This is a genomic window from Mesorhizobium sp. B4-1-1 (assembly GCF_006439375.1).
Taxonomy (GTDB): domain Bacteria; phylum Pseudomonadota; class Alphaproteobacteria; order Rhizobiales; family Rhizobiaceae; genus Mesorhizobium.
Window position 1 is genome coordinate 143642 of record NZ_VFTH01000012.1, and the last position, 18220, is coordinate 161861.

At 64.9% G+C, this 18220-nt stretch carries 22 protein-coding genes; 13 read left to right on the forward strand and 9 right to left on the reverse strand.

What is annotated here, in order from left to right; genetic code table 11:
* The first annotated feature begins 3 nt into the window (after positions 1-3).
* Entirely contained in the window at positions 4-375 is a 372-nt protein-coding gene (locus tag FJW10_RS18280) for a DUF805 domain-containing protein (RefSeq protein WP_140641942.1), read from the forward strand.
* Positions 376-382: 7 nt separating this feature from the next.
* Positions 383-1084, forward strand: a complete 702-nt coding sequence (locus tag FJW10_RS18285) for a hypothetical protein (protein ID WP_140901138.1) — start codon at positions 383-385, stop codon at positions 1082-1084.
* Here the strand turns inward: FJW10_RS18285 and FJW10_RS18290 are convergent.
* Positions 1059-2093, reverse strand: a complete 1035-nt coding sequence (locus FJW10_RS18290) for a 2-dehydropantoate 2-reductase (protein ID WP_140901139.1) — start codon at positions 2091-2093, stop codon at positions 1059-1061. The genes FJW10_RS18285 and FJW10_RS18290 overlap by 26 nt on opposite strands.
* Before the next feature lie 176 nt (positions 2094-2269).
* Here FJW10_RS18290 and dapE point away from each other — a divergent pair, with 176 nt between their 5' ends.
* A complete protein-coding gene (dapE, locus tag FJW10_RS18295) occupies positions 2270-3469 on the forward strand; it encodes a succinyl-diaminopimelate desuccinylase (protein WP_140901140.1) in 1200 nt (399 codons plus the stop codon).
* Positions 3470-3471: 2 nt separating this feature from the next.
* Entirely contained in the window at positions 3472-4077 is a 606-nt protein-coding gene (locus FJW10_RS18300) for a transporter (RefSeq protein ID WP_140834814.1), read from the forward strand.
* On the opposite strand, the gene truA is transcribed toward FJW10_RS18300, so the two are convergent.
* From truA to def, 4 genes are read right to left on the reverse strand one after another with little or no spacing between them, the layout of a single operon-like run.
* The gene (truA, locus tag FJW10_RS18305) at positions 4074-4865 is read right to left on the reverse strand and encodes a tRNA pseudouridine(38-40) synthase TruA (RefSeq protein WP_140901141.1); all 792 of its coding nucleotides are present in this window, start codon (positions 4863-4865) and stop codon (positions 4074-4076) included. The genes FJW10_RS18300 and truA overlap by 4 nt on opposite strands.
* A 23-nt stretch (positions 4866-4888) precedes the next feature.
* A complete protein-coding gene (locus FJW10_RS18310) occupies positions 4889-5395 on the reverse strand; it encodes an N-acetyltransferase (protein WP_140834525.1) in 507 nt (168 codons plus the stop codon).
* Positions 5392-6327 (reverse strand): methionyl-tRNA formyltransferase, encoded by a 936-nt coding sequence (gene fmt / locus FJW10_RS18315; protein ID WP_140901142.1) that lies wholly within the window; start codon positions 6325-6327, stop codon positions 5392-5394. The genes FJW10_RS18310 and fmt overlap by 4 nt, the downstream gene beginning before the upstream one ends.
* Before the next feature lie 58 nt (positions 6328-6385).
* A complete protein-coding gene (gene def / locus FJW10_RS18320) occupies positions 6386-6916 on the reverse strand; it encodes a peptide deformylase (protein ID WP_140834547.1) in 531 nt (176 codons plus the stop codon).
* 103 nt (positions 6917-7019) lie between these two features.
* Between def and FJW10_RS18325 the strand changes: the two genes are divergently transcribed.
* Complete coding sequence (locus FJW10_RS18325; RefSeq protein ID WP_140901143.1) at positions 7020-8273, forward strand: DNA recombination protein RmuC; 1254 nt, start codon at positions 7020-7022, stop codon at positions 8271-8273.
* A 176-nt stretch (positions 8274-8449) separates the two neighbouring features.
* Here the strand turns inward: FJW10_RS18325 and FJW10_RS18330 are convergent, their stop codons facing one another.
* Together FJW10_RS18330 and FJW10_RS18335 are read right to left on the reverse strand one after the other, a co-directional pair.
* On the reverse strand, positions 8450-8854 hold the full coding sequence (locus FJW10_RS18330) for a GFA family protein (RefSeq protein ID WP_140901144.1): 405 nt from the start codon (positions 8852-8854) through the stop codon (positions 8450-8452).
* Positions 8855-8889: 35 nt separating this feature from the next.
* Positions 8890-9849, reverse strand: coding sequence for a cation diffusion facilitator family transporter (locus tag FJW10_RS18335; protein WP_140901145.1), 960 nt, complete (start codon positions 9847-9849; stop codon positions 8890-8892).
* Between the two features lie 222 nt (positions 9850-10071).
* Between FJW10_RS18335 and FJW10_RS30970 the strand changes: the two genes are divergently transcribed.
* Positions 10072-10197: a hypothetical protein gene (locus tag FJW10_RS30970; RefSeq protein WP_095819016.1), complete on the forward strand. Its 126-nt coding sequence runs from the start codon at positions 10072-10074 to the stop codon at positions 10195-10197.
* 192 nt (positions 10198-10389) lie between these two features.
* A complete protein-coding gene (gene sugE / locus FJW10_RS18345) occupies positions 10390-10704 on the forward strand; it encodes a quaternary ammonium compound efflux SMR transporter SugE (protein ID WP_140834561.1) in 315 nt (104 codons plus the stop codon).
* A gap of 237 nt (positions 10705-10941) precedes the next feature.
* On the opposite strand, the gene FJW10_RS18350 is transcribed toward sugE, so the two are convergent.
* Positions 10942-11370 carry a DUF6481 family protein gene (locus FJW10_RS18350; RefSeq protein ID WP_140641967.1) on the reverse strand — a complete coding sequence of 143 codons (429 nt, stop codon included), beginning with the start codon at positions 11368-11370 and terminating at the stop codon, positions 10942-10944.
* A gap of 231 nt (positions 11371-11601) precedes the next feature.
* Between FJW10_RS18350 and FJW10_RS18355 the strand changes: the two genes are divergently transcribed.
* The 6 genes from FJW10_RS18355 (at position 11602) to FJW10_RS18380 (ending at position 17058) form a co-directional block, all read left to right on the forward strand.
* Complete coding sequence (locus tag FJW10_RS18355; RefSeq protein WP_140901146.1) at positions 11602-12663, forward strand: LLM class flavin-dependent oxidoreductase; 1062 nt, start codon at positions 11602-11604, stop codon at positions 12661-12663.
* Between the two features lie 140 nt (positions 12664-12803).
* Complete coding sequence (locus FJW10_RS30485; RefSeq protein WP_181177571.1) at positions 12804-12944, forward strand: hypothetical protein; 141 nt, start codon at positions 12804-12806, stop codon at positions 12942-12944.
* 159 nt (positions 12945-13103) lie between these two features.
* Positions 13104-14273: an AI-2E family transporter gene (locus tag FJW10_RS18365; RefSeq protein WP_140901147.1), complete on the forward strand. Its 1170-nt coding sequence runs from the start codon at positions 13104-13106 to the stop codon at positions 14271-14273.
* An 89-nt stretch (positions 14274-14362) separates the two neighbouring features.
* Positions 14363-15184 (forward strand): arylamine N-acetyltransferase, encoded by an 822-nt coding sequence (locus FJW10_RS18370; RefSeq protein WP_140901148.1) that lies wholly within the window; start codon positions 14363-14365, stop codon positions 15182-15184.
* Positions 15185-15187: 3 nt separating this feature from the next.
* Positions 15188-16186, forward strand: a complete 999-nt coding sequence (locus tag FJW10_RS18375; RefSeq protein WP_140901149.1) for an LLM class flavin-dependent oxidoreductase — start codon at positions 15188-15190, stop codon at positions 16184-16186.
* Between the two features lie 71 nt (positions 16187-16257).
* Entirely contained in the window at positions 16258-17058 is an 801-nt protein-coding gene (locus FJW10_RS18380) for an inositol monophosphatase family protein (RefSeq protein WP_140901150.1), read from the forward strand.
* Here FJW10_RS18380 and FJW10_RS18385 read toward each other — a convergent pair.
* Positions 17048-18067, reverse strand: coding sequence for a LacI family DNA-binding transcriptional regulator (locus FJW10_RS18385; RefSeq protein WP_140709223.1), 1020 nt, complete (start codon positions 18065-18067; stop codon positions 17048-17050). The two genes, FJW10_RS18380 and FJW10_RS18385, sit on opposite strands and share 11 nt — an antisense overlap.
* Between the last annotated feature and the right edge of the window lie 153 nt (positions 18068-18220).

The following is an 18220-nucleotide window of genomic DNA, read 5'->3' on the forward strand; positions in this document are numbered from 1 at the left end:
CTAGTGTCTGAAAGATCGCAATTCCTCTGGCTGTTCTTCAGCCTTTCGGGGCGGCTGAGCCCGGTCGCCTATGCGCTGGCCGGGATTTTGCTGGTGCTTGTCCAGTTTTTCCCGTTCTACCAGTTCGCGCGGGTGGAGCTGAACACGAGCGCCAGCCAGAACTGGGCCATGATATGCTGGGGCGTACTGCTGATCTCGGCCTGGGCCACGTTCGCGGTGACGGCGAAGCGCTTCCATGATTTCGGCAAGCCGACCTATTTTGCGCTGATCTCGCTGATCATCGGTCCCATCCTGCTCATCATCCTCGCCTGTTTCCGCAGCGATCCCGGACCGAACCGCTACGGCAGGCGCACCAACGCGCCGGGCGATAGCTGAGGGCGCCATGCGCTACCGCACGCTCGATCCGACGCGGATCATCGAGACCGCCCAAAGGCTGGAGGAGCGTGTCGCCGAGCGTTTCCCGGAAAGGGGCCTGCGCGCCGTCGCCGCCGAACTGGTGTCGCTGTCGCGGGACCTCGCCAAGGCCGCCAAGGAGCTGGAAGCGCCGATCTGGTGGCTGCGCGGCGTCATCGTCGCGGCCTTCATCGCCGGCGTGGCGATGTTCCTGTTCGTCGGCACCATCCTGCCGCTCGACCGCATTTCGGGCGCCGACGATGCCGTGCAGTCGATGCAGGGCATCGAGGCGACGATCAACACCGCGATCCTGGCGGTGCTCGGCTTGCTGGCGCTGATCCGCGCCGAGGAGCGAATCAAGCGCAAGAAGGTGTTCCGGCAACTGCACGGGCTGCGCTCGCTCATCCATGTCATCGACATGCATCAGTTGACCAAGGATCCGGCGACGCTGTCGGCCGACTTCAAGCCGACCTCGCACTCGCCCGCTCGCATCACCAACCCCGCCGACCTTGCCCGCTATCTCGACTATTGCTCGGAGATGCTGTCGATCACCGGCAAGATCGCGGCGCTGTTCGCGCAGTCGGTCAACGACGATGTCGTCGTCAATGCGGTCAACGACATCGAGAACCTGTCCTCCAACCTGTCGCGCAAGATCTGGCAGAAGATCACGCTGATCGAGGACCGCCGCTGACCACTTCCGGCCTAAGACCAGGCGGGCCGCGCTTTGCCGCTTCCGCCTGACGCACCAGCGCAGTGACGCGTTCGTTGACCGGTGTCGGGGCGCCCGTTCGCCTGGCCAGGCGAATGACCGCGCCCTGCAATTCGTCGATCTCGGTCGGGCGACCGCGTTTGAGGTCGTCCCACATCGACGAGCGCGCCTGAGGGTCGATCGCCAGCATGCGGCGCGCCAGAAGCCCGAACAGCCAGTCGGGCAACCGCAGCACTTTCGGCAGCAGCGCCGGCGGCAGGCCGGTGATGCGCGCCGGCGCTATGCCCGCCGCCCTCATCGCGGCGAGCGCCTCGTCGATCTCGGCGGCGAGGATGACGCGCCAGCTTCGGTCGGCCAGTTGCTTCGCCAGCGGCAGGTCGGAGAGCGCCACCAGGGCATTGTTGAGGTTCATCAGCAATTTGCCCCACTGCACCGCCTTCATGTCGGCGCGCGCTTCGACGGCAAGCCCGTCGACGTCGAGCAGATCGGCAAGGCCATCGGCGCCATCGTCGATCATCACCTCGCCCTGGCTGGCGCGATGCGCACGCAACGGCGCCTCGCCGTCGGGCGACTGGACGACGTTGAACATGACCATGCCGGTCAGCACCCGCCGTCCAGGGAGCGCGGCGCGCAACCTGTCCGCATTGTCGACGCCGTTCTGCAGGCTGACCACCACGGCATCCGGGCGCCCATGGGCGGCGATCAGCCCGGCCATCTCTGCGGTTGCGCCGCTCTTCACCGTCACCAGGATGACGTCCGCGTCGGGGAGTGCTGCCGCCGGATCGTCCGTGGCCGAGATCGCTTGCGCCTCGACGCGGCGGTCGCGGCCGTCAAGATCGCTGACGCGCAGCCCGCTTTCGCGCATGGCCTCGACGACACGGCCGCGGCCGAGGAAGACGATCTTGCGTCCGGCGAGCGCCAGGCAGCCGCCGACATAGCAGCCGATGCTGCCGGCGCCGGCTATCGCGATGGTGCTTGTTTCACTGGCCATGCATTCGTCCTCGCTTGGCCCGCCACTTGCTATTATGCATGTCGTTTTCCCGGAACCGCTGCCCACACTTCCGGGCGACATGCATTAATACGCCACGAAAACCATATTGTCGGCGGCATGACCGGCGATGATCTGCCATCGTGACACGACAAACGCTTTCGACTATCGCTTTGCCCATGACATTGCCGACCGATCCCGCCGCGAATCTTGCCGCCCTGATCCGTTGCCCTTCCGTGACGCCCGCCGAAGGCGGGGCGCTTGCCGCGCTGGAGGATATGCTGAAGCCGCTCGGCTTCTCGGTCGAGCGACCGGTCTTCTCGGAAGACGGCACGCCGGACATCGAAAACCTCTATGCGCGGCGCTCGGGCAACGGCCCGCATCTGATGTTTGCCGGCCATACCGATGTCGTTCCGGTGGGTGACGAGACGGCCTGGACGCATCCGCCCTTCGCCGCCGAAATCGCCAATGGCGAGATGTATGGCCGCGGCGCCGTCGACATGAAGGGCGGCATCGCCTGCTTCATCGCGGCGGTGGCGCGCCATGTCGCGAAGAATGGCGGGCCGAAGGGCTCGGTGTCGCTGCTGATCACCGGCGACGAGGAAGGACCGGCCATCAACGGCACGACGAAGCTGCTCGACTGGGCGGCGGCCAAGGGCGAGAAGTGGGATGCCTCGATCGTCGGCGAACCGACCAATCCGGATGCGCTCGGCGACATGATCAAGATCGGCCGACGCGGTTCGCTGTCGGGCAGCGTGACCGTCAACGGACGCCAGGGCCATGCCGCCTATCCGCAGCTTGCCGACAACCCGGTGCGCGGGCTCATCAGCCTGGTCGACGCCCTGCTCCATCCGGTGTTCGACAAGGGAACCAAGGATTTCCAGCCGACCAATCTGGAAGTGACATCGATCGATGTCGGCAATCCGGCGACCAACGTCATCCCGGCCAAGGCGACGGCCATTTTCAACATCCGCTTCAACGACAGCTGGGATGCGGAGACGGTCCAGGCCGAGATCCACAACCGGCTCGACCAGGCGGCGGGCCGCAAGAAATACCGGCCGGGCAAGAGGGCGCCGGTCGAGTACGAGCTTGTCTGGCGCGATCGGCCGAGCCATGTCTTCCTCACGCGTGACGAAAAGCTGATCGATACGCTGGGCAGCTCGGTCAAGGCGGTGGTCGGCAAGACGCCGGCGCTCTCCACCTCCGGCGGTACGTCGGACGCGCGCTTCATCAAGGATTATTGCCCGGTGGTCGAGTTCGGCCTGGTCGGCAAGACCATGCATATGGTGGACGAGCGCGTAGCGCTTGCCGACCTCGAGACGCTGACGCAAATCTACGAACGCTTCATCGAGGACTGGTTCGGACAAGGCCTTTCGTGACCATGCTTTCGGCGGACGAAACCTATGCTTCGCTGGCCGGCGCCTGGCGGCTGATGTTCGGCAAGGCCGACGGCCTGCGCCTGCTCGACCTTTCGGCCGACGGTTTCTGGAATTCCTTCTTCGCCATTGTCGTGGCGGCGCCGGCGCTGATCGTCGGCTGGGTCGGGATAGCCAATGAGATCGGCGATCCGGACGCCTTCGCCGGACGCCTCGGCATGCTGATACGGCTGGCGACCGTCGATCTCGGCTCCTGGGTGCTGCCGCTGGTGGCGCTTGCGCTGGTCGCGCCGCGCGCCGGCATCGGCGGCCGCTTCGTCCACTATGTCGTCGCTTCCAACTGGACGTCGGCGATCATCGCCTGGCTGATGCTGCCCTCGGCGCTGCTCAGGCTCTTCCTGCCTTCGACCAGCGACGTCAACAGCCTCGTGTCGCTGTTCCTGTTCGCGCTCTCGATGGTGCTGACCTGGCGCATGACCAATGCATCGATCGGCAAGGGCGCCGCCGTGGGCACAGCCGTCTTTGTCGGCATGTTCATCACCTCGCTGCTCGTCCTGTTCGGCTTGCAGGCACTGCTCGGCATCGACATACCGGACGGCACGACCGGTTAGGTCACCGTATCCTCGGCTGCGGCGTTTGGCTCTTGGGTTGCCGCCGCATAGTCCACCCCGACAAGAAACAAGCCATCGGGCGGAGCAACCTGGCCGCAGGCGGCGCGGTCGCGCGCTTCGAGCGCCGCCTTGAGATCGGCGGCGCCCCAGGAGCCGTCGCCGACGCGCCGCAAGGAGCCGACCATCGAACGCACCTGGTTGTGCAGGAAGGAGCGCGCCGAGGTTCGTACCTCGATCAGATCGCCAACGCGGCTGACATCCAGCTGTGCAAGCGTGCGGACCGGGCTTTCGGCCTGGCACTGGGTGGAGCGGAAGGTGGTGAAGTCGTGCCGACCGAGGAGCACCTTGGCAGCCTCATGCATGGCCTCGGCGTCGAGGCACTTCGGCACCCACCAGACCTTGCCCTTTTCCAGCGCCGCCGGCGCCCGGCGATTAAGGATGCGATAGAGATAGTGCCGGCCGGTGGCCGAAAAGCGCGCGTCGAAACCATCGGCGACGACGGCCGCTTTCAGGACGGCGACGCGCGCGCCGGCCGCCTGCAGATGGGCGTTCACCGCATCGCGCACCTTGTCGCCCGACCACGCTTTGGCCAGGTCGACATGCGCCACCTGGGCAGTGGCGTGCACGCCGGCATCGGTGCGGCCGGCGGCACGTATTCTCACGGCCTCGCCGCAGAACTTTTCGATCGCCTGCTCGATCGCCTGCTGCACCGAGGGCTGGTCGGCCTGATGCTGCCAGCCGGCGAACTGGCTGCCGTCATATTCGATATCGAGCCGAAAACGCGGCATGCCAGCTGTGCTTTCGCCTTGACCTAGGCGGCTAAAGCGGTGAAGGCTGAAGCGTAGACCAGCTTGCCGGTCTCGGGCGCGTCGCCCCAGGCCAGCGCCTGCAGCGCCTCGCCCTGGTACTCGCTCTCGAATCCTGCGGCGCGGGCATGGCTGTAGCCGAAGCGGCCGTAATAGACCGGATCGCCCAGAACCACGGCCAGCGTCTCGCCGGCTTCCTTGAGGCGGACATGCGCCTCGCGGATCAGCGCGCCGCCGATACCAGTGCCGTGGAAAGAAGGCTCGACCGCCAGCGGCGCCAGCGCGACAGCGGCGAACTGCTTGGCGCCGTTCTGCACGAAAAGCCGCGAGAAAAGAATATGGCCGACGACCTGGCCGTCTTCCTCGGCAACCAACTCGACGACGGCATCGCCGCCGGTGACAAGGGCATCGACCAGGCCGGCTTCCGCCTGCTGGCCAAAGGCATGCTCTTCGACGAGGCGGATCGCCTCGCGATCCCGCGGCGTCGCCGCGCGTATCGACATCATGCTCATGTGAGTTTCGTTCCTTTTTCGATCTTGGCTCCGCGCAAAAACTCCTGCGCGGCGGCAGGCTTTCCGCCCGCCCGTTGAACTTCGACCAGGCGGACCGCGCCTGTCCCGCAGGCGACCGTCAGCCGGTCATCGAGAATTCCTCCCGACTCGCCGACGCCTTCCGAGAGCGTCGAGCGAAGCAGTTTCAGCCGCTCCATGCGGCCGCCAATTTCGACCTCGCACCACGCGCCCGGAAAGGGCGAGAGGCCGCGAATGTGATCGTGGACTTCGCCAGAAGGCCGCGTCCAGTCTACGCGCGTCTCCGATTTATCGATCTTTCGGGCGTAGGTCACCCCTGCCGTCGCCTGTTGGGTAAATGTCAGACAATTTATCCCCAACTGGGCGAGCGCCTCAACCATCAGCGAAGCGCCCTGAACCATCAGGAGGTCGTGCAATTCGCCGGCCGTCATATTGGGTGCGATGGCCACTTTTTCAACCATTGCCACCGGCCCGGTGTCCAAACCTTCTTCCATGCGCATGATCATCATGCCGGTCTCCGCATCGCCGGCCATGATCGCGCGCTGGATGGGAGCAGCACCACGCCAGCGTGGCAAAAGCGAGGCGTGGCCGTTCAGACAACCCAGCCTCGGTGCGCCCAAAACGGCTTTCGGCAACAGCAATCCGTAGGCGACGACGACCGCGACATCGGCCCGCAAGGCGGCGAAGGCCTGCTGCTCGGCCTCGCCTTTCAGCGATGTCGGCGTGCGCATTTCGAGCCCTAGCCGCTCGGCCTCGCGCTGCACCGGCGAGGGCGTCAATTCCAGCCCGCGCCGGCCGGCGGCGCGCGGCGGCTGCGTGTAGACGGCCGCGATCTGGTGGCCGGCCTCGGCGATGGCGCGCAAGGTCGGCACGGAAAAATCCGGCGTGCCCATGAAGATGACGCGAAGCGGCATGACGTCCTGCGATCCTGTCTCGTGGCAGTTCCAGGTGCTCGCGCGGTCCAGACCGCCCCTAGCCCACCATCTTGCCCGGCACCTTGTCCTTGGCGAGCTTCTTGAACTTCCTCACCACCATGTCGCGCTTCAGCTTCGAGATGTGGTCGATGAACAGCACGCCGTTGAGATGGTCGATCTCGTGCTGCAGGCAGGTGGCCATCAGGCCTTCCGCCTGCATCTCCTGCAACTTGCCGTCGCGGTCGAGATACTTCACCCGCACCGAGGCCGGGCGCTCGACCTCGGCATAATAGTCTGGGATCGACAGGCAGCCTTCCTCATAGACGGAACGCTGGTCGGAACTTTCGAGCACTTCCGGATTGATGAAAACATGCGGCTCCGGCGGCTCGCCTTCCTTGGCGAGGTCGATGACCAGCAGCCGCCGCGGCTCGCCGACCTGGATCGCCGCAAGGCCGATGCCCGGCGCGTCATACATGGTGTCGAGCATGTCGTCGGCCAGCCTGCGCAAATCGGCATCGACGCGCTCGACCGGCTCGGAAACCTGGCGAAGGACAGGATCGGGAAGGATGATGAGAGGCTTGATCGACATGGCGTCTCACCTAAGACCTCGCTCGAAAAGCGTCAACCGGGGCATCTTTGGCTTGTTCACGTTTTGATCTGTGCCAGAAGGCCGAATCGGTTATGCTGCCCAAATGAACGACATGACCTCCATGCTTTCCGAGCCCATCGCGCGGCTTGGCGCCACGACCATCACGCTTGGCCAGGCGCTGGCTTTCGGCGCAATCCTTCTGCTTGCGCTGTTCGTGGCGCTCGTGGTCGCCTTGTGGCGCGCGGCCGGTGCGCGCGCGGTGGCGGCCGCCGAAGCCGCCGACCATGCCCGCGATGCCGAGGCGAGGATGGCCGACATTATGCAGGCGCAGGCCGAAATGCAGGGGCGCATGGGCGCGATCGCCGAAGTTTTTGGGGCGAGGCAGGCCGAGCTCACCCAGTCGCTCGGACAACGGCTCGACGCCATGACCGGGCGTCTCGGCCAGACCATGGCCGAGCAGACCAAGTCGACGCATGAGAGCCTGGCCAAGCTGCAAGAGCGGCTGGCGGTGATCGACACCGCGCAAGGCAACATCCAGTCCTTGGCCGGCCAGGTCGTGCAGTTGCAGGCGATCCTCTCCAACAAGCAGACGCGCGGCGCCTTCGGCCAGTCGCGCATGGAGGCGATCGTCGCCGACGGCCTGCCGCACGGCGCCTACGAGTTCCAGGCCAGTCTGAGCAATGGCAGCCGGCCCGATTGCCTGGTGCGGATGCCCAACGGCGCGCCGATGCTGGCCGTCGACGCCAAGTTCCCGCTCGAAGCCTGGAGCGCCATCCGTGCCGCCGAGGGCGCGGACATGCAGAAGGCGGCGGCGCAGGCTTTTCGGCGCGACATCGAGGTGCATATCCGCGATATCGCCGAAAAATACCTGATCCAGGGCGAGACGCAGGACACTGCCTTCATGTTCGTGCCGTCGGAATCGGTGTTCGCCGAAATCCACGAGAATTTCGAGGCGGTGGTTCAGAAGGCGCATCGCGCCCGCGTCGTCATCGTCTCGCCCTCGCTGCTGATGCTGTCGATCCAGGTCATCCAGTCGATCCTGAAGGATGCCCGCATGCGCGAGCAGGCGCATCTGATCCAGGGCGAGGTCATCCGGCTGATGGAGGATGTGGCGCGGGTCGACGAGCGGGTGCGCCGGCTGCAGACGCATTTCGGCCAGGCGACCAAGGACATCGACGACATCCTGGTGTCGACGTCGAAAGTGACCAAGCGCGGCCAGAAGATCGAGGCGCTGGAGTTTGCCGAGGGCGAGGCCGAGCCGCCGCGCAACGGGCCGGCCAAGGTCGAGGCCGGGGCGCGCGTGGCCGATTCCAAGACCGGCCAACTCAGGCTGCGCGTCGTCGAAGGCGACGAGTAGTCGCTCGACGCCGACGTTGGAACGAGCGATTCTTCTTTCGCTGGCAAGGTCGCATACCTTGGAGATTGGTCAGAACGCCCATCACTTCGTCATCCTCGGGTCAAGCCCGAAGGGTGACGAAGGCGCCGAAGATTCGGCCAATCGCCAAGGCCCGCGCCAGCGGGCCGATCCGATCGCTATTGCTCTTCCGTCGTCGCCATGCCCTCGAATTCCGGAAGCCAGCGCAGAGCCGACCGGTGCCATTTCTGCTGTCTGGGAACCAAGTCCTGACGCTGCCGCGCGGTCCCGACCCTGATCCCATAAATCTTCGGACCATCGCCGACCGACGTTGCATAAAGATGCGAGCCGCAGTCGGCACAAAAAGCCTGGGCGCGCCTGGCGCCGCTTGCCACGACCTTGATGTAGATCTTCGGCGCGCCCCTGGTGATCCGGTAGTCGCTTTCCGGCGCCGGAACGGTCACCCGAAAGGCCGTGCCGGTCAGCTGCTGGCAGTCGGTGCAGTGGCAGATCGAGGTCTTTTGCGGATCGACCTCCGCCTCATAGGCGATCGCGCCGCAATGACATCCGCCGTCGATCTTCATCAGCTTTCCTCCTCACGAAGTTCGTTGCGTTGAACCTAGCTTTCGTCCGAAGCCTCGGCGATGGCCTCGCGCCGCTGCTCCCATGTGCCAGTCGTTTGCGGCTTGACGAAGAGCCTGGATATCTGCGGCATTTCCTGCTTCAGCCTTGCTTCCAGGCGCTCGACGCAGGCCTCGATCTCGGGAGCCGTGAGATGATCCTCGAATTCGATGCTCAAACCCGCGACGATTTCCTCCGGCCCGATATGGACGCTCAGAATTCCGTTCGCCCGCTGGACGGCCGGATCCTCCTGGACGATCGCCAGCACCTTCTTCTGCACTTCGGGCGAGGCAGGTTCACCCAGCAGCAAGCCCTTGCTCTCGCGCGCCAGGAAGATGGCCGTGGCGCCGAGGATGATGGCGATGCCGATCGAGCCGACGCCGTCGAGCTCGGGGATTTCCAGAAGCTCGGCCGACAGGATGCCGGCGAAGGCGACGACAAGGCCAAGCAGCGCGGCGCTGTCCTCGAACAGCACCGTGTAGACGCTCGGATCCTTGCTGCGGCGTACGGCTTCGAACCAGCCTTGGCGGCCCTTCTGCTGCCGGAACTCCTTCAGCGCCACCAGCCATGAGCTGCCCTCGAAGACGAAGGAGAGGGCAAGCACGACGTAGTTGACCTTGGCATTGACGACCGGTTCGGGCGCCATGATATGGATGACGCCTTCATAGAAGGAGACGCCGGCGCCGAGCGCGAACACCAGAAGCGCCACGATGAAGCTCCAGAAATAGAGCTCGCGTCCGTGGCCGAGCGGGTGGGTGCGGTCGGGCGGCCGCGCGGCGCGGTGCATGCCATAGAGCAGGAGCCCGCCATTACCGGTGTCGACCAGCGAATGCACACCTTCCGACAGCATGGCGGACGAACCGGTGAAGGCCGCCGCCGCGAATTTGGTCAGCGCGATCGCCAAATTGCCGGCGAGCGCGGCATAGATCACTCGTCTTGACCCGCTATGTCCTGCCATTCGATCTCCCGGCGCGCCCGAGCTTGATGCCCGCCCAGGCGAAAGTCCACAGACAATGCGCCCGGCAGTCCGAAGTTCAAGCTACCACAGCCCGATCGAGCGAGCATGGCGTCGGGAAACCGGTTGACATCCGGCTGGACGGCTTCGCAAGCGAGACGCCGCCTCTTGCGGTCCGGCATTTCTCTTGTTTCACTCGCACGTCCACAATCGGAGGAGCGAATCATGGCTAAAGGTGCGATGAAGGCGGGCAAGGAAGCCCGCAAGCCGAAGAAGGACGCCAAGAAGCCCGCCGCGGCCCCGGCGCCGAAGGCGCCACCGGTCAAGGCGATGCGCATAAAGGAAAAGTAAGCGGCCAAATTCGGTCGATCCGGCTCAATGCAGACTTTGAACCGGCGGCATGACAATGCTGCCGGTGTTTTGTTGATCGGGAAACAGGCCACCCCATATCAAAGGGCGAGGACGACCTCGCTTCCCCGAAACCGGCCGGGACGACCCGCCACCAAGCGTCTCAAGCGATGCTGGAATGACGGAGTGTCTTCGATGTCCTGGATTCTTCTTTTCTTCGCCGGCCTGTTCGAGATCGGCTGGGCGATCGGCCTCAAATATACCGACGGCTTTTCGAAGCCACTGCCGACCCTTCTCACTCTTGCCTCGATGATCGTCAGCCTCGGCCTGCTTGGGCTGGCGCTGAAGACGCTGCCCGTCGGCACGGCCTACGCGGTGTGGACCGGCATCGGCACCGTCGGCACGGCGCTGCTCGGCATCTGGCTGCTCGGCGAGCCGGCGACGATTGTCCGGCTCGCCTGTATCGGCCTGATCGTCTGCGGCATCGTCGGGCTGAAGCTGGTCGCCTAAAGCGCGTCGCGCTGAAGCGGATTCAGGCGACGCGCTTTTAAGCCTTTGTTTTCATGCATGTCGTTATCGCAAAACCGCTGCGCACTTTTGCGCGACATGCATTAGGTCGTTGCTTGATGCATGTCGTTGTCGCAAAACCGAGGTCACTTTTGCGCGACATGCATTAGGTCGTTATCCGCAGCACAAACGCGTTCAGGGCCGCTCTCGGCGACCCTGAACCATTTTCCTGGAATTGCTCTAGCGGGCGGAGAAGCCCGGAGGCGTGCGGCCGACGCGTGCCTTGCGAGCGGCGTAGCGTGCGTCACGCTTGGCCTTGCGCGCGGCCTCATCGGCAAGTTCGAAAGCGATGCGCTCGGAGTCCTCGGCCTCGCGGCGTTTGGCCTCTTCGGCCGCCGCGGCTTCCGCCGCAAGACGCGCCGCTTCAGCAATCGCCTCGCGCTCGGCCTTCTGGGCCGCTTCGCGCGCCAGCTTTTCCTGCTTCAGCCTTGCCTTTTCCGCCTCGCGGATGGCGCGGGCCTCAAGGATAGCCTTGCGTTCGGCCTGGCGAGCCAGCACTGTCGGATCATCCGCCGCCGGTTTTGCCTTGAAGCGCTCGAGCAGCGCCTTCTTTGCCTCGTTCGCGGCATTGCGCCGCTCGAAAATGTCTTTTTCCCTGTAGATCGCCAAGTGCACTTCCCTGCAGTCTATTCGCGACGCTTACATACGCGTGAAAGCGGCAAGTTCAAGCGCCAAAACGGTATACCAGCCATGAAAAATCCGGGCTTGTTGCCGCAGGGATACGGCTCGGCAGCGCGCGATGCACTGTTCACAGATCGCACCTCTGGCGGGCAGAACGGTAGATGGCTACCTCTAATGCCGACAAGCAACACCCATATGAACACCTCAGGATAAAACCAGATGGAACTCGGTCTCTACACTTTCGCCGATGTCAGCCCGGAGCCGGGTGTCGGCGCGATCGGTCCGCATGAGCGGCTGCGCAACCTCATCGAGGAAATCGAGCTGGCCGACCAGGTCGGCCTCGACGTGTTCGGCCTCGGCGAGCATCACCGCCCCGACTATGCCGCCTCGGCGCCGGTCGTGGCGCTGGCCGCGGCGGCCGAGCGCACGAAGCGCATCCGCCTGACCAGCGCGGTCACGGTGCTTTCCTCCGACGATCCGGTGCGCGTCTTCCAGCAATTCGCGACGCTCGACCTCCTGTCCGGCGGCCGCGCCGAGATCATGGCCGGACGCGGCTCCTTCATCGAATCCTTCCCGCTGTTCGGCTACAATCTCGAGGACTATGACGAGCTCTTCGCCGAGAAGCTCGACCTGTTGCTCGCCATCCGCGACCAGGTGACCGTGACGTGGCAGGGCAAGCTGCGCGCGCCGATCAACGGCCGCGGCGTCTATCCGCGACCGTTGCAGGAAAAACTGCCGATCTGGATCGCCATCGGCGGCACGCCGCAATCCGCCGCCCGCGCCGGCGTGCTCGGCCTGCCGCTGGCCCTGGCCATCATCGGCGGCGAGCCGGCGCGTTTCGCGCCGCTGTTCGATATCTATCGCGAGGCGGCGCGGCGCGCCGGCACCGACCCGGCAACGCTTGCCACCAGCATCAACGTGCACGGCTTCATCGCCGAGACGACCGAACAGGCGGCCGACGATTTCTACGGACCGCAGGCAGAAGTAATGAACCGCATCGGCCGCGAGCGCGGCTGGGGCCCAACCTCGCGCGCCCATTTCGACCAGGCACGCGGACCCAACGGCGCGCTGTTCGTCGGCAATCCTGAAGCTGTGGCTGAAAAGATCGTCGCCCAGCACAAGATCTTCGGCAACGACCGCTTCCTGCTGCAGATGGCGATCGGCACCATGCCGCACGCCAAGATCATGAAGGCGATCGAGCTCTACGGCACCAGGGTGGCGCCGATCGTGCGCGAGGAAACGGCGAAGGCCGCGCCCGCCATCCTGGCGCCGGTCGCCTGAGCGGCAGTCGAAGCCGGTCTCCAGATGCCAGAGCAATTCCAGGCAAAGTGTGAGCGGTTTTCCGTCCGGAATTGCGTAGAAACAAAGAGATAGAGCGGTTCGCCGTTTCCGTGAAACGGTGAAATGCGCTAGGCCTCTGGATGCCCGGCGCCGACGGCCATCATTTCGGCATGGAGCGTCTCGGTTGCCTCATCGGCCGGGAACATGCACTCGACACGCAGTTCCTGGGCGGCGACGGTTTGCGGCTCGATCTGTCGTCGCGAAAGCCTGCCCCGTATTAGGCCCGGCCGGCGCGGCGGCTCAATTACACGTCATGTAATAGCGCGACCGCATGAGCGATGCCGGCGAAAGCCGGCTCATGGAACCTGCCCGGAACTCCCGCGTTTCGGCACAAGCCTGCCATGCATTCATTGTTGGGTGGCGGGCTGCAAGGGGAACCGATGAAAGCCGAACCGATCGCTTCGGGCGCGCGCGTTGCCGAAAGCCCTGATCCGCGTGCCGACGCCCGGGCGGGCATGCGCTTGACGCGGTCGCTGGTGATCGGGATTTTCATTCTGCTGACGATCGCGGCGCTCTACTTCGCCCGTGATTTCTTTATGCCGGTGATCCTCGCCTTCCTGCTGGCGCTGACGCTGACGCCGATCGTGCGCTTCCTGCGCAAGCACGGCGTACCGGAGGTGGTTTCGGCGACGTTGCTGGTGCTGCTTTCCATCTTTGTTTTCGTCGTCGCGGGCTATCTGCTCAGCGGTCCGGTCATCGACCTCATCAACAACAGCTATTCGATCGGCCAGCAGCTCACCGAGCGGCTGGCACCATTCAAGCGGCCGCTCGAGCGGGTGATGGATCTCGCGCATCAGCTGGAAGCGCTGACCGAGACCTCGCAGGAGCCAGGCGTGCAGCGGGTCGCGGTGGCGCCTTCCGGCATCCTGTCCACGGCGGCCAGCAATATCCTGGAAGCCGGCACCTCGATCACCATCGTCTTCGTGCTGTCGCTGTTCCTGCTCGCCTCGGGCACGCTGTTCTACGAGAAGATCGTCCAGTCCTTCACCAGCATGACCCAGAAGAAGCGGGCGTTGCGCGTCGTCTATGACGTCGAGCGCGAGATCTCGCACTATCTGCTTACGGTCTCCCTCATCAATGCGGGTCTCGGCACGGTGATCGGGCTGGGCCTCTGGGGGCTCGGCATGCCCACCCCGCTAGTCTGGGGCGCGGCGGCGGCATTGCTCAATTTCCTGCCCTATGTCGGCGCGCTGATGACCGTCCTGCTCGTCGCTATCATCGCGCTGATCAGCTTCGACACGATCGCCTATGCGCTGCTGGCGCCGGCTTTCGTGGTGTTGTGCGACATCGTCGAAGGCCAGTTCGTGACGCCGATGGTGGTCGGGCGACGCCTCGAGATCAACGCGGTGGCGATCTTCATCGCCATTGCCTTCTGGTCTTGGCTATGGGGCTTCGTCGGCGCGCTGATGGCGGTGCCGCTATTGGTCGTGATCAAGGTCTTCTGCGACCATTTCGAGGGCTTGAGCCATGTCGGCAACTTCCTCGCGGCGCAGCAGTCCATGGCCGTGGACGAGGAAGCGACCGAGAACAATCATAAATCCGCGCCCTGAAACCCCGGCATAATCTCAAACCTCGCACATTGTTTGCGGCACCGCCGGCGAGTGCCTATATCGGTCCGGTCAAGCCGGATCCTGCCTGTATGAGCGACTTCGATCTCGATGGCTATTTCGCCCGCATAGGCTATGACGGGCCAACCGACGTTTCGCTCGCCACGCTGCAGGAGCTGCACGCCGTCCACCCGCGGGCGATCCCGTTCGAGAACATCGACGCCTTGATGGGCGTTTCGGTCGGCCTGGACATCGCTTCGCTGCAGGACAAGATTTTTAGCCAGGGCCGCGGCGGCTATTGCTTCGAGCATAATCTGGTCTTCATGCATGCGCTTGACGCGCTGGGCTTCACCGTCGGCGGGCTCGCCGCCCGCGTGCTCTGGGGCCAGCCTGATGACGCGATTACGGCGCGCAGCCATATGCTGCTGCGCATCGAGCTTGGCGGCCGTGCCTATATCGCCGATGTCGGCTTCGGCGGCCTGACGCTGACGGCGCCGTTGCTGCTGGAGCCGGGCCTCGAGCAGCAGACGCCGCACGAGGCCTTCCGCGTCGTCGGAACCGGCGACCGTTTCCGCCTGCAGGCCAATATCGGCGGTGATTGGCCCACGCTCTACCGCTTCGACATGAGCCAAGCCTATGAGGTCGATTACCGGGTCGCCAGCCATTTCCTGTCGACGCATCCGAGCTCGCATTTCCTGACCACGCTGGTGGCCGCGCTCGCCTTGCCCGGCCGGCGCTATGCGCTGCGCAACAACCGGCTGTCGACGCATCATGCCGGCGGCCGCAGCGAGCAGCGCGAGATCGCGACGGCCGCCGAACTCGCCGACGTGCTGGAGAACCAGCTCGCCATCGTCATTCCCGACCGCGCCGCCTTCGAGGCGAGGCTGCGGGAAAAACGCATCGTGGAGATTTGACCAATGACGGACCTTTCGGTTCTCGACCTGTCGCCGATCACGCAAGGCAGCACCGCAACGCAGTCGCTCGCCAATTCGCTCGACCTTGCCCGCCATACCGAGCGGCTGGGCTACAAGCGTTACTGGCTGGCCGAGCACCACAACATGCCGGGCATTGCAAGCGCCGCGACGTCCGTCGTGATCGCGCATGTCGCCGGCGGCACCAAGTCGATCCGCGTCGGCGCCGGCGGCATCATGCTTCCCAACCATGCGCCACTGGTGATCGCGGAGCAGTTCGGCACGCTGGCCGCGCTTTTTCCCGGCCGCATCGACCTCGGTCTCGGCCGCGCGCCGGGCACCGACATGCTGACCGCGCGAGCGCTGCGCCGCAACCTGGAGTCCACCGATAACTTCCCGCAGGACGTGGTCGAGCTGATGGGCTATTTCCAGCCGGCCGAGGAAGGCCAGCGCATTCGCGCGGTGCCCGGCGAAGGCCAGACCGTGCCGGTCTGGATCCTCGGCTCCAGCCTCTATGGCGCGCAGCTCGCGGCACTTCTCGGCCTGCCTTACGCCTTCGCCTCGCATTTCGCGCCGGCCGAGCTCGACCATGCGCTGGAGGTTTATCGCACGCGGTTCCAGCCCTCGGCGCAGCTCGACAAGCCCTATGTCATGCTCGGCCTCAACGTCTTTGCCGCGCCGACCGACGCCGAAGCGAAGCTTCTGTTCAGCTCGCTGCAGCAGGCTTTCGTCAATCTGCGCAGCGGGCGGCCCGGCCAGTTGCCGCCGCCGGTCGAGAATTACGACCGCGATCTCGATTCCGTCGCGAAGACCATGCTTGCCCAGGCGCTGTCCTGCGCCGTCGTCGGTTCGCCGGAAACGGTGCGCCAGGGCGTCGACGCCTTCATCCGCCGCACCGGCGCCGACGAATTGATGGTGACGGCGCAGTGCTTCGATCACGCGGCGCGCGTGCGTTCCTTCGAAATCCTCGCCGACGTGCACAAATCGATGTCGAAGGCGGCCTAAGAGGGCCGCTTTTGAATGACACGCCGGTCTGCTAAGGGCGGGGAGGACCTTTCCTCAACAAAGAGTTCCCCGTGACCCACGACCTCGACGACCGCATGCATTTTGCCATCGACCTGGCGCGGCGCGCCGGCGAGCTTGGACTGAAATATTTTCGCGACCTCGACAATCTGACCGTCGAGAGCAAGGGCCACCAGGACCTGGTTTCCGAAGGCGACCGCGAGGTCGAGCTGTTCATCCGCGCGGCGATCGCCAAGGCCTATCCGCAAGACGGCATCGTCGGCGAGGAGCACGCGGCCGTGGCCGGAACAACCGGTCATATCTGGGTGATCGACCCAATCGACGGCACCGCCAATTTCGTGCGTGGCATTCCCGCCTGGTGCGTGGTGATCGCCTGCGCCAGGGATGGCGAGACAGAGGTCGGCGTCATCCATGAGCCTTCGACCGACGAGACCTTCTACGGCCGGCTCGGCGGCGGCGCCTTCCTCAACGGCAAGCCGATCAAGGCCAGCGATGCCACCTCGCTTTCGGAAGGTTCGGTCGGGACCGGGCTCTCCAACCGCGCTTCGACCAAGAACGTCGTCGTGCTCATCATCCTGATATTGGGGGAGGGCGGTGTCTTCTACCGCAATGCCTCGGGCGCGCTGATGCTTGCCTATGCGGCCTCGGGCCGGCTGCTCGGCTATGTCGAGGAGCACATGAATGCCTGGGACTGCCTGGCCGGCATGCTGCTGGTCGAGGAGGCCGGCGGCACGGTGCTGAAAGCGGACCCCAAGACCGTGATCGGCAAAGGCACCCGCGTGATCACCGGCGGCAAACACATCTTCCCCAAGCTGCAGCTGCTTTGCGAGACCGCCTTCGGATTTACGCGCTGACGGTCTGCGCGACCGCGCCCAGCGGCCGGCAGGAATTGCGGATCATCAGCCGGCCCTTGAGGACGAGCTTGCGCGGCAGCGCGTCGCGGTTGCCGGCCAGCCGGTCGAGCAGAAGGTTCGCCGCCTGCTCGCCGATCGCCTGCACGGGCTGTGCCACGGTGGTCAGCTGGGGCACGAACACGTCCGACCAGGGAAAATCGTCGAAACAGGCGACCGAGATGTCCTCGGGGCAGGATAGGCCGATGTCGCGGATCGCCTTCATGGTGCCGATCACCATCGGGTTGTTGGCCGAGAAGATCGCGCTTGGCCGGTCGTGCAGCGACAAAAGCTGCATGGTGGCGTTGTAGCCGTCGATCTCGTGGAAATTGCCGGAGCGAACGAGCTCCTCAGCCACCGGCAGGCCGGCGGCCTGCAGCGCCTCGCGGTAGCCGATCATGCGGTCATGCATGGGCGATATGTCGGAGGTGCCGGTGATGTAGCCGATGCGCCGGTGGCCAAGATGGATCAGATAGGTGACGGCGTCGAACACGGCGCGCTGGTTGTCCAGCACCACCGCGTCGGTGTCGACGCCTTCGCAGAGACGGTCGAGCAGCACCACCGGCACGTTGGCGTCCTCGACGATGCTCTTCAAAATGCCGCCGTCGCCGACGCGCGCCACGATCAGCCCGTCGACCATGCGGTCGAGCAGCAGGCGTATCTGCTCGTCCTGCGTGTTCAGATCCTCGTCCGTGCAGCACAGCATGACGGCATAGCCGGCGCGGTCGAACGCCTGCTGGATGACCGAGACGACATCGGTGAAGAACGGGTTGGTGATGTGCGGCACCGTGAGCCCGATGGTCCGCGTGGTGCCCATCTTGAGGCTGCGGGCAATGGCATTGCGCTTGTAGCCGATGTCGCGGATCGCCTGCTCGATGCGCCGGGTAAGCTCCGGACTGACGGTGGCGGTGCCGTTGAGCAATGCCGACACCGTGGCCACGGACACACGCGCCGCTTCCGCCACATGCAGCATGGTCGGCGCCGTGGATTTCCGCTGATTTTTCCGCCCTGACACCGTCATTTTCGAAACGTTTAGCCGCCCCTATTTGGCTAAACCTACGTAAACTCGGTGTTTTTCGCAAGAATTGAAATGCATCAATCCTCAGTGAGGAGATAGGCGCTTGAC

Coding starts and splice junctions, on each gene's coding strand:
- FJW10_RS18385 (WP_140709223.1), bottom strand. CDS start 18,067: ATGCTGCATGTGGCGGAAGCGGCGCGTGTGTCCGTGGCCACGGTGTCG.
- FJW10_RS30485 (WP_181177571.1), top strand. CDS start 12,804: ATGCCCGGCGCCGACGGCCATCATTTCGGCATGGAGCGTCTCGGTTGC.
- FJW10_RS18375 (WP_140901149.1), top strand. CDS start 15,188: ATGACGGACCTTTCGGTTCTCGACCTGTCGCCGATCACGCAAGGCAGC.
- FJW10_RS18290 (WP_140901139.1), bottom strand. CDS start 2,093: ATGGCCAGTGAAACAAGCACCATCGCGATAGCCGGCGCCGGCAGCATC.
- sugE (WP_140834561.1), top strand. CDS start 10,390: ATGTCCTGGATTCTTCTTTTCTTCGCCGGCCTGTTCGAGATCGGCTGG.
- FJW10_RS18335 (WP_140901145.1), bottom strand. CDS start 9,849: ATGGCAGGACATAGCGGGTCAAGACGAGTGATCTATGCCGCGCTCGCC.
- FJW10_RS18330 (WP_140901144.1), bottom strand. CDS start 8,854: ATGAAGATCGACGGCGGATGTCATTGCGGCGCGATCGCCTATGAGGCG.
- FJW10_RS18300 (WP_140834814.1), top strand. CDS start 3,472: ATGCTTTCGGCGGACGAAACCTATGCTTCGCTGGCCGGCGCCTGGCGG.
- FJW10_RS18325 (WP_140901143.1), top strand. CDS start 7,020: ATGAACGACATGACCTCCATGCTTTCCGAGCCCATCGCGCGGCTTGGC.
- FJW10_RS18285 (WP_140901138.1), top strand. CDS start 383: ATGCGCTACCGCACGCTCGATCCGACGCGGATCATCGAGACCGCCCAA.
- FJW10_RS18310 (WP_140834525.1), bottom strand. CDS start 5,395: ATGAGCATGATGTCGATACGCGCGGCGACGCCGCGGGATCGCGAGGCG.
- dapE (WP_140901140.1), top strand. CDS start 2,270: ATGACATTGCCGACCGATCCCGCCGCGAATCTTGCCGCCCTGATCCGT.
- truA (WP_140901141.1), bottom strand. CDS start 4,865: ATGCCGCGTTTTCGGCTCGATATCGAATATGACGGCAGCCAGTTCGCC.
- FJW10_RS18370 (WP_140901148.1), top strand. CDS start 14,363: ATGAGCGACTTCGATCTCGATGGCTATTTCGCCCGCATAGGCTATGAC.
- FJW10_RS18365 (WP_140901147.1), top strand. CDS start 13,104: ATGAAAGCCGAACCGATCGCTTCGGGCGCGCGCGTTGCCGAAAGCCCT.
- FJW10_RS18355 (WP_140901146.1), top strand. CDS start 11,602: ATGGAACTCGGTCTCTACACTTTCGCCGATGTCAGCCCGGAGCCGGGT.
- fmt (WP_140901142.1), bottom strand. CDS start 6,327: ATGCCGCTTCGCGTCATCTTCATGGGCACGCCGGATTTTTCCGTGCCG.
- def (WP_140834547.1), bottom strand. CDS start 6,916: ATGTCGATCAAGCCTCTCATCATCCTTCCCGATCCTGTCCTTCGCCAG.
- FJW10_RS30970 (WP_095819016.1), top strand. CDS start 10,072: ATGGCTAAAGGTGCGATGAAGGCGGGCAAGGAAGCCCGCAAGCCGAAG.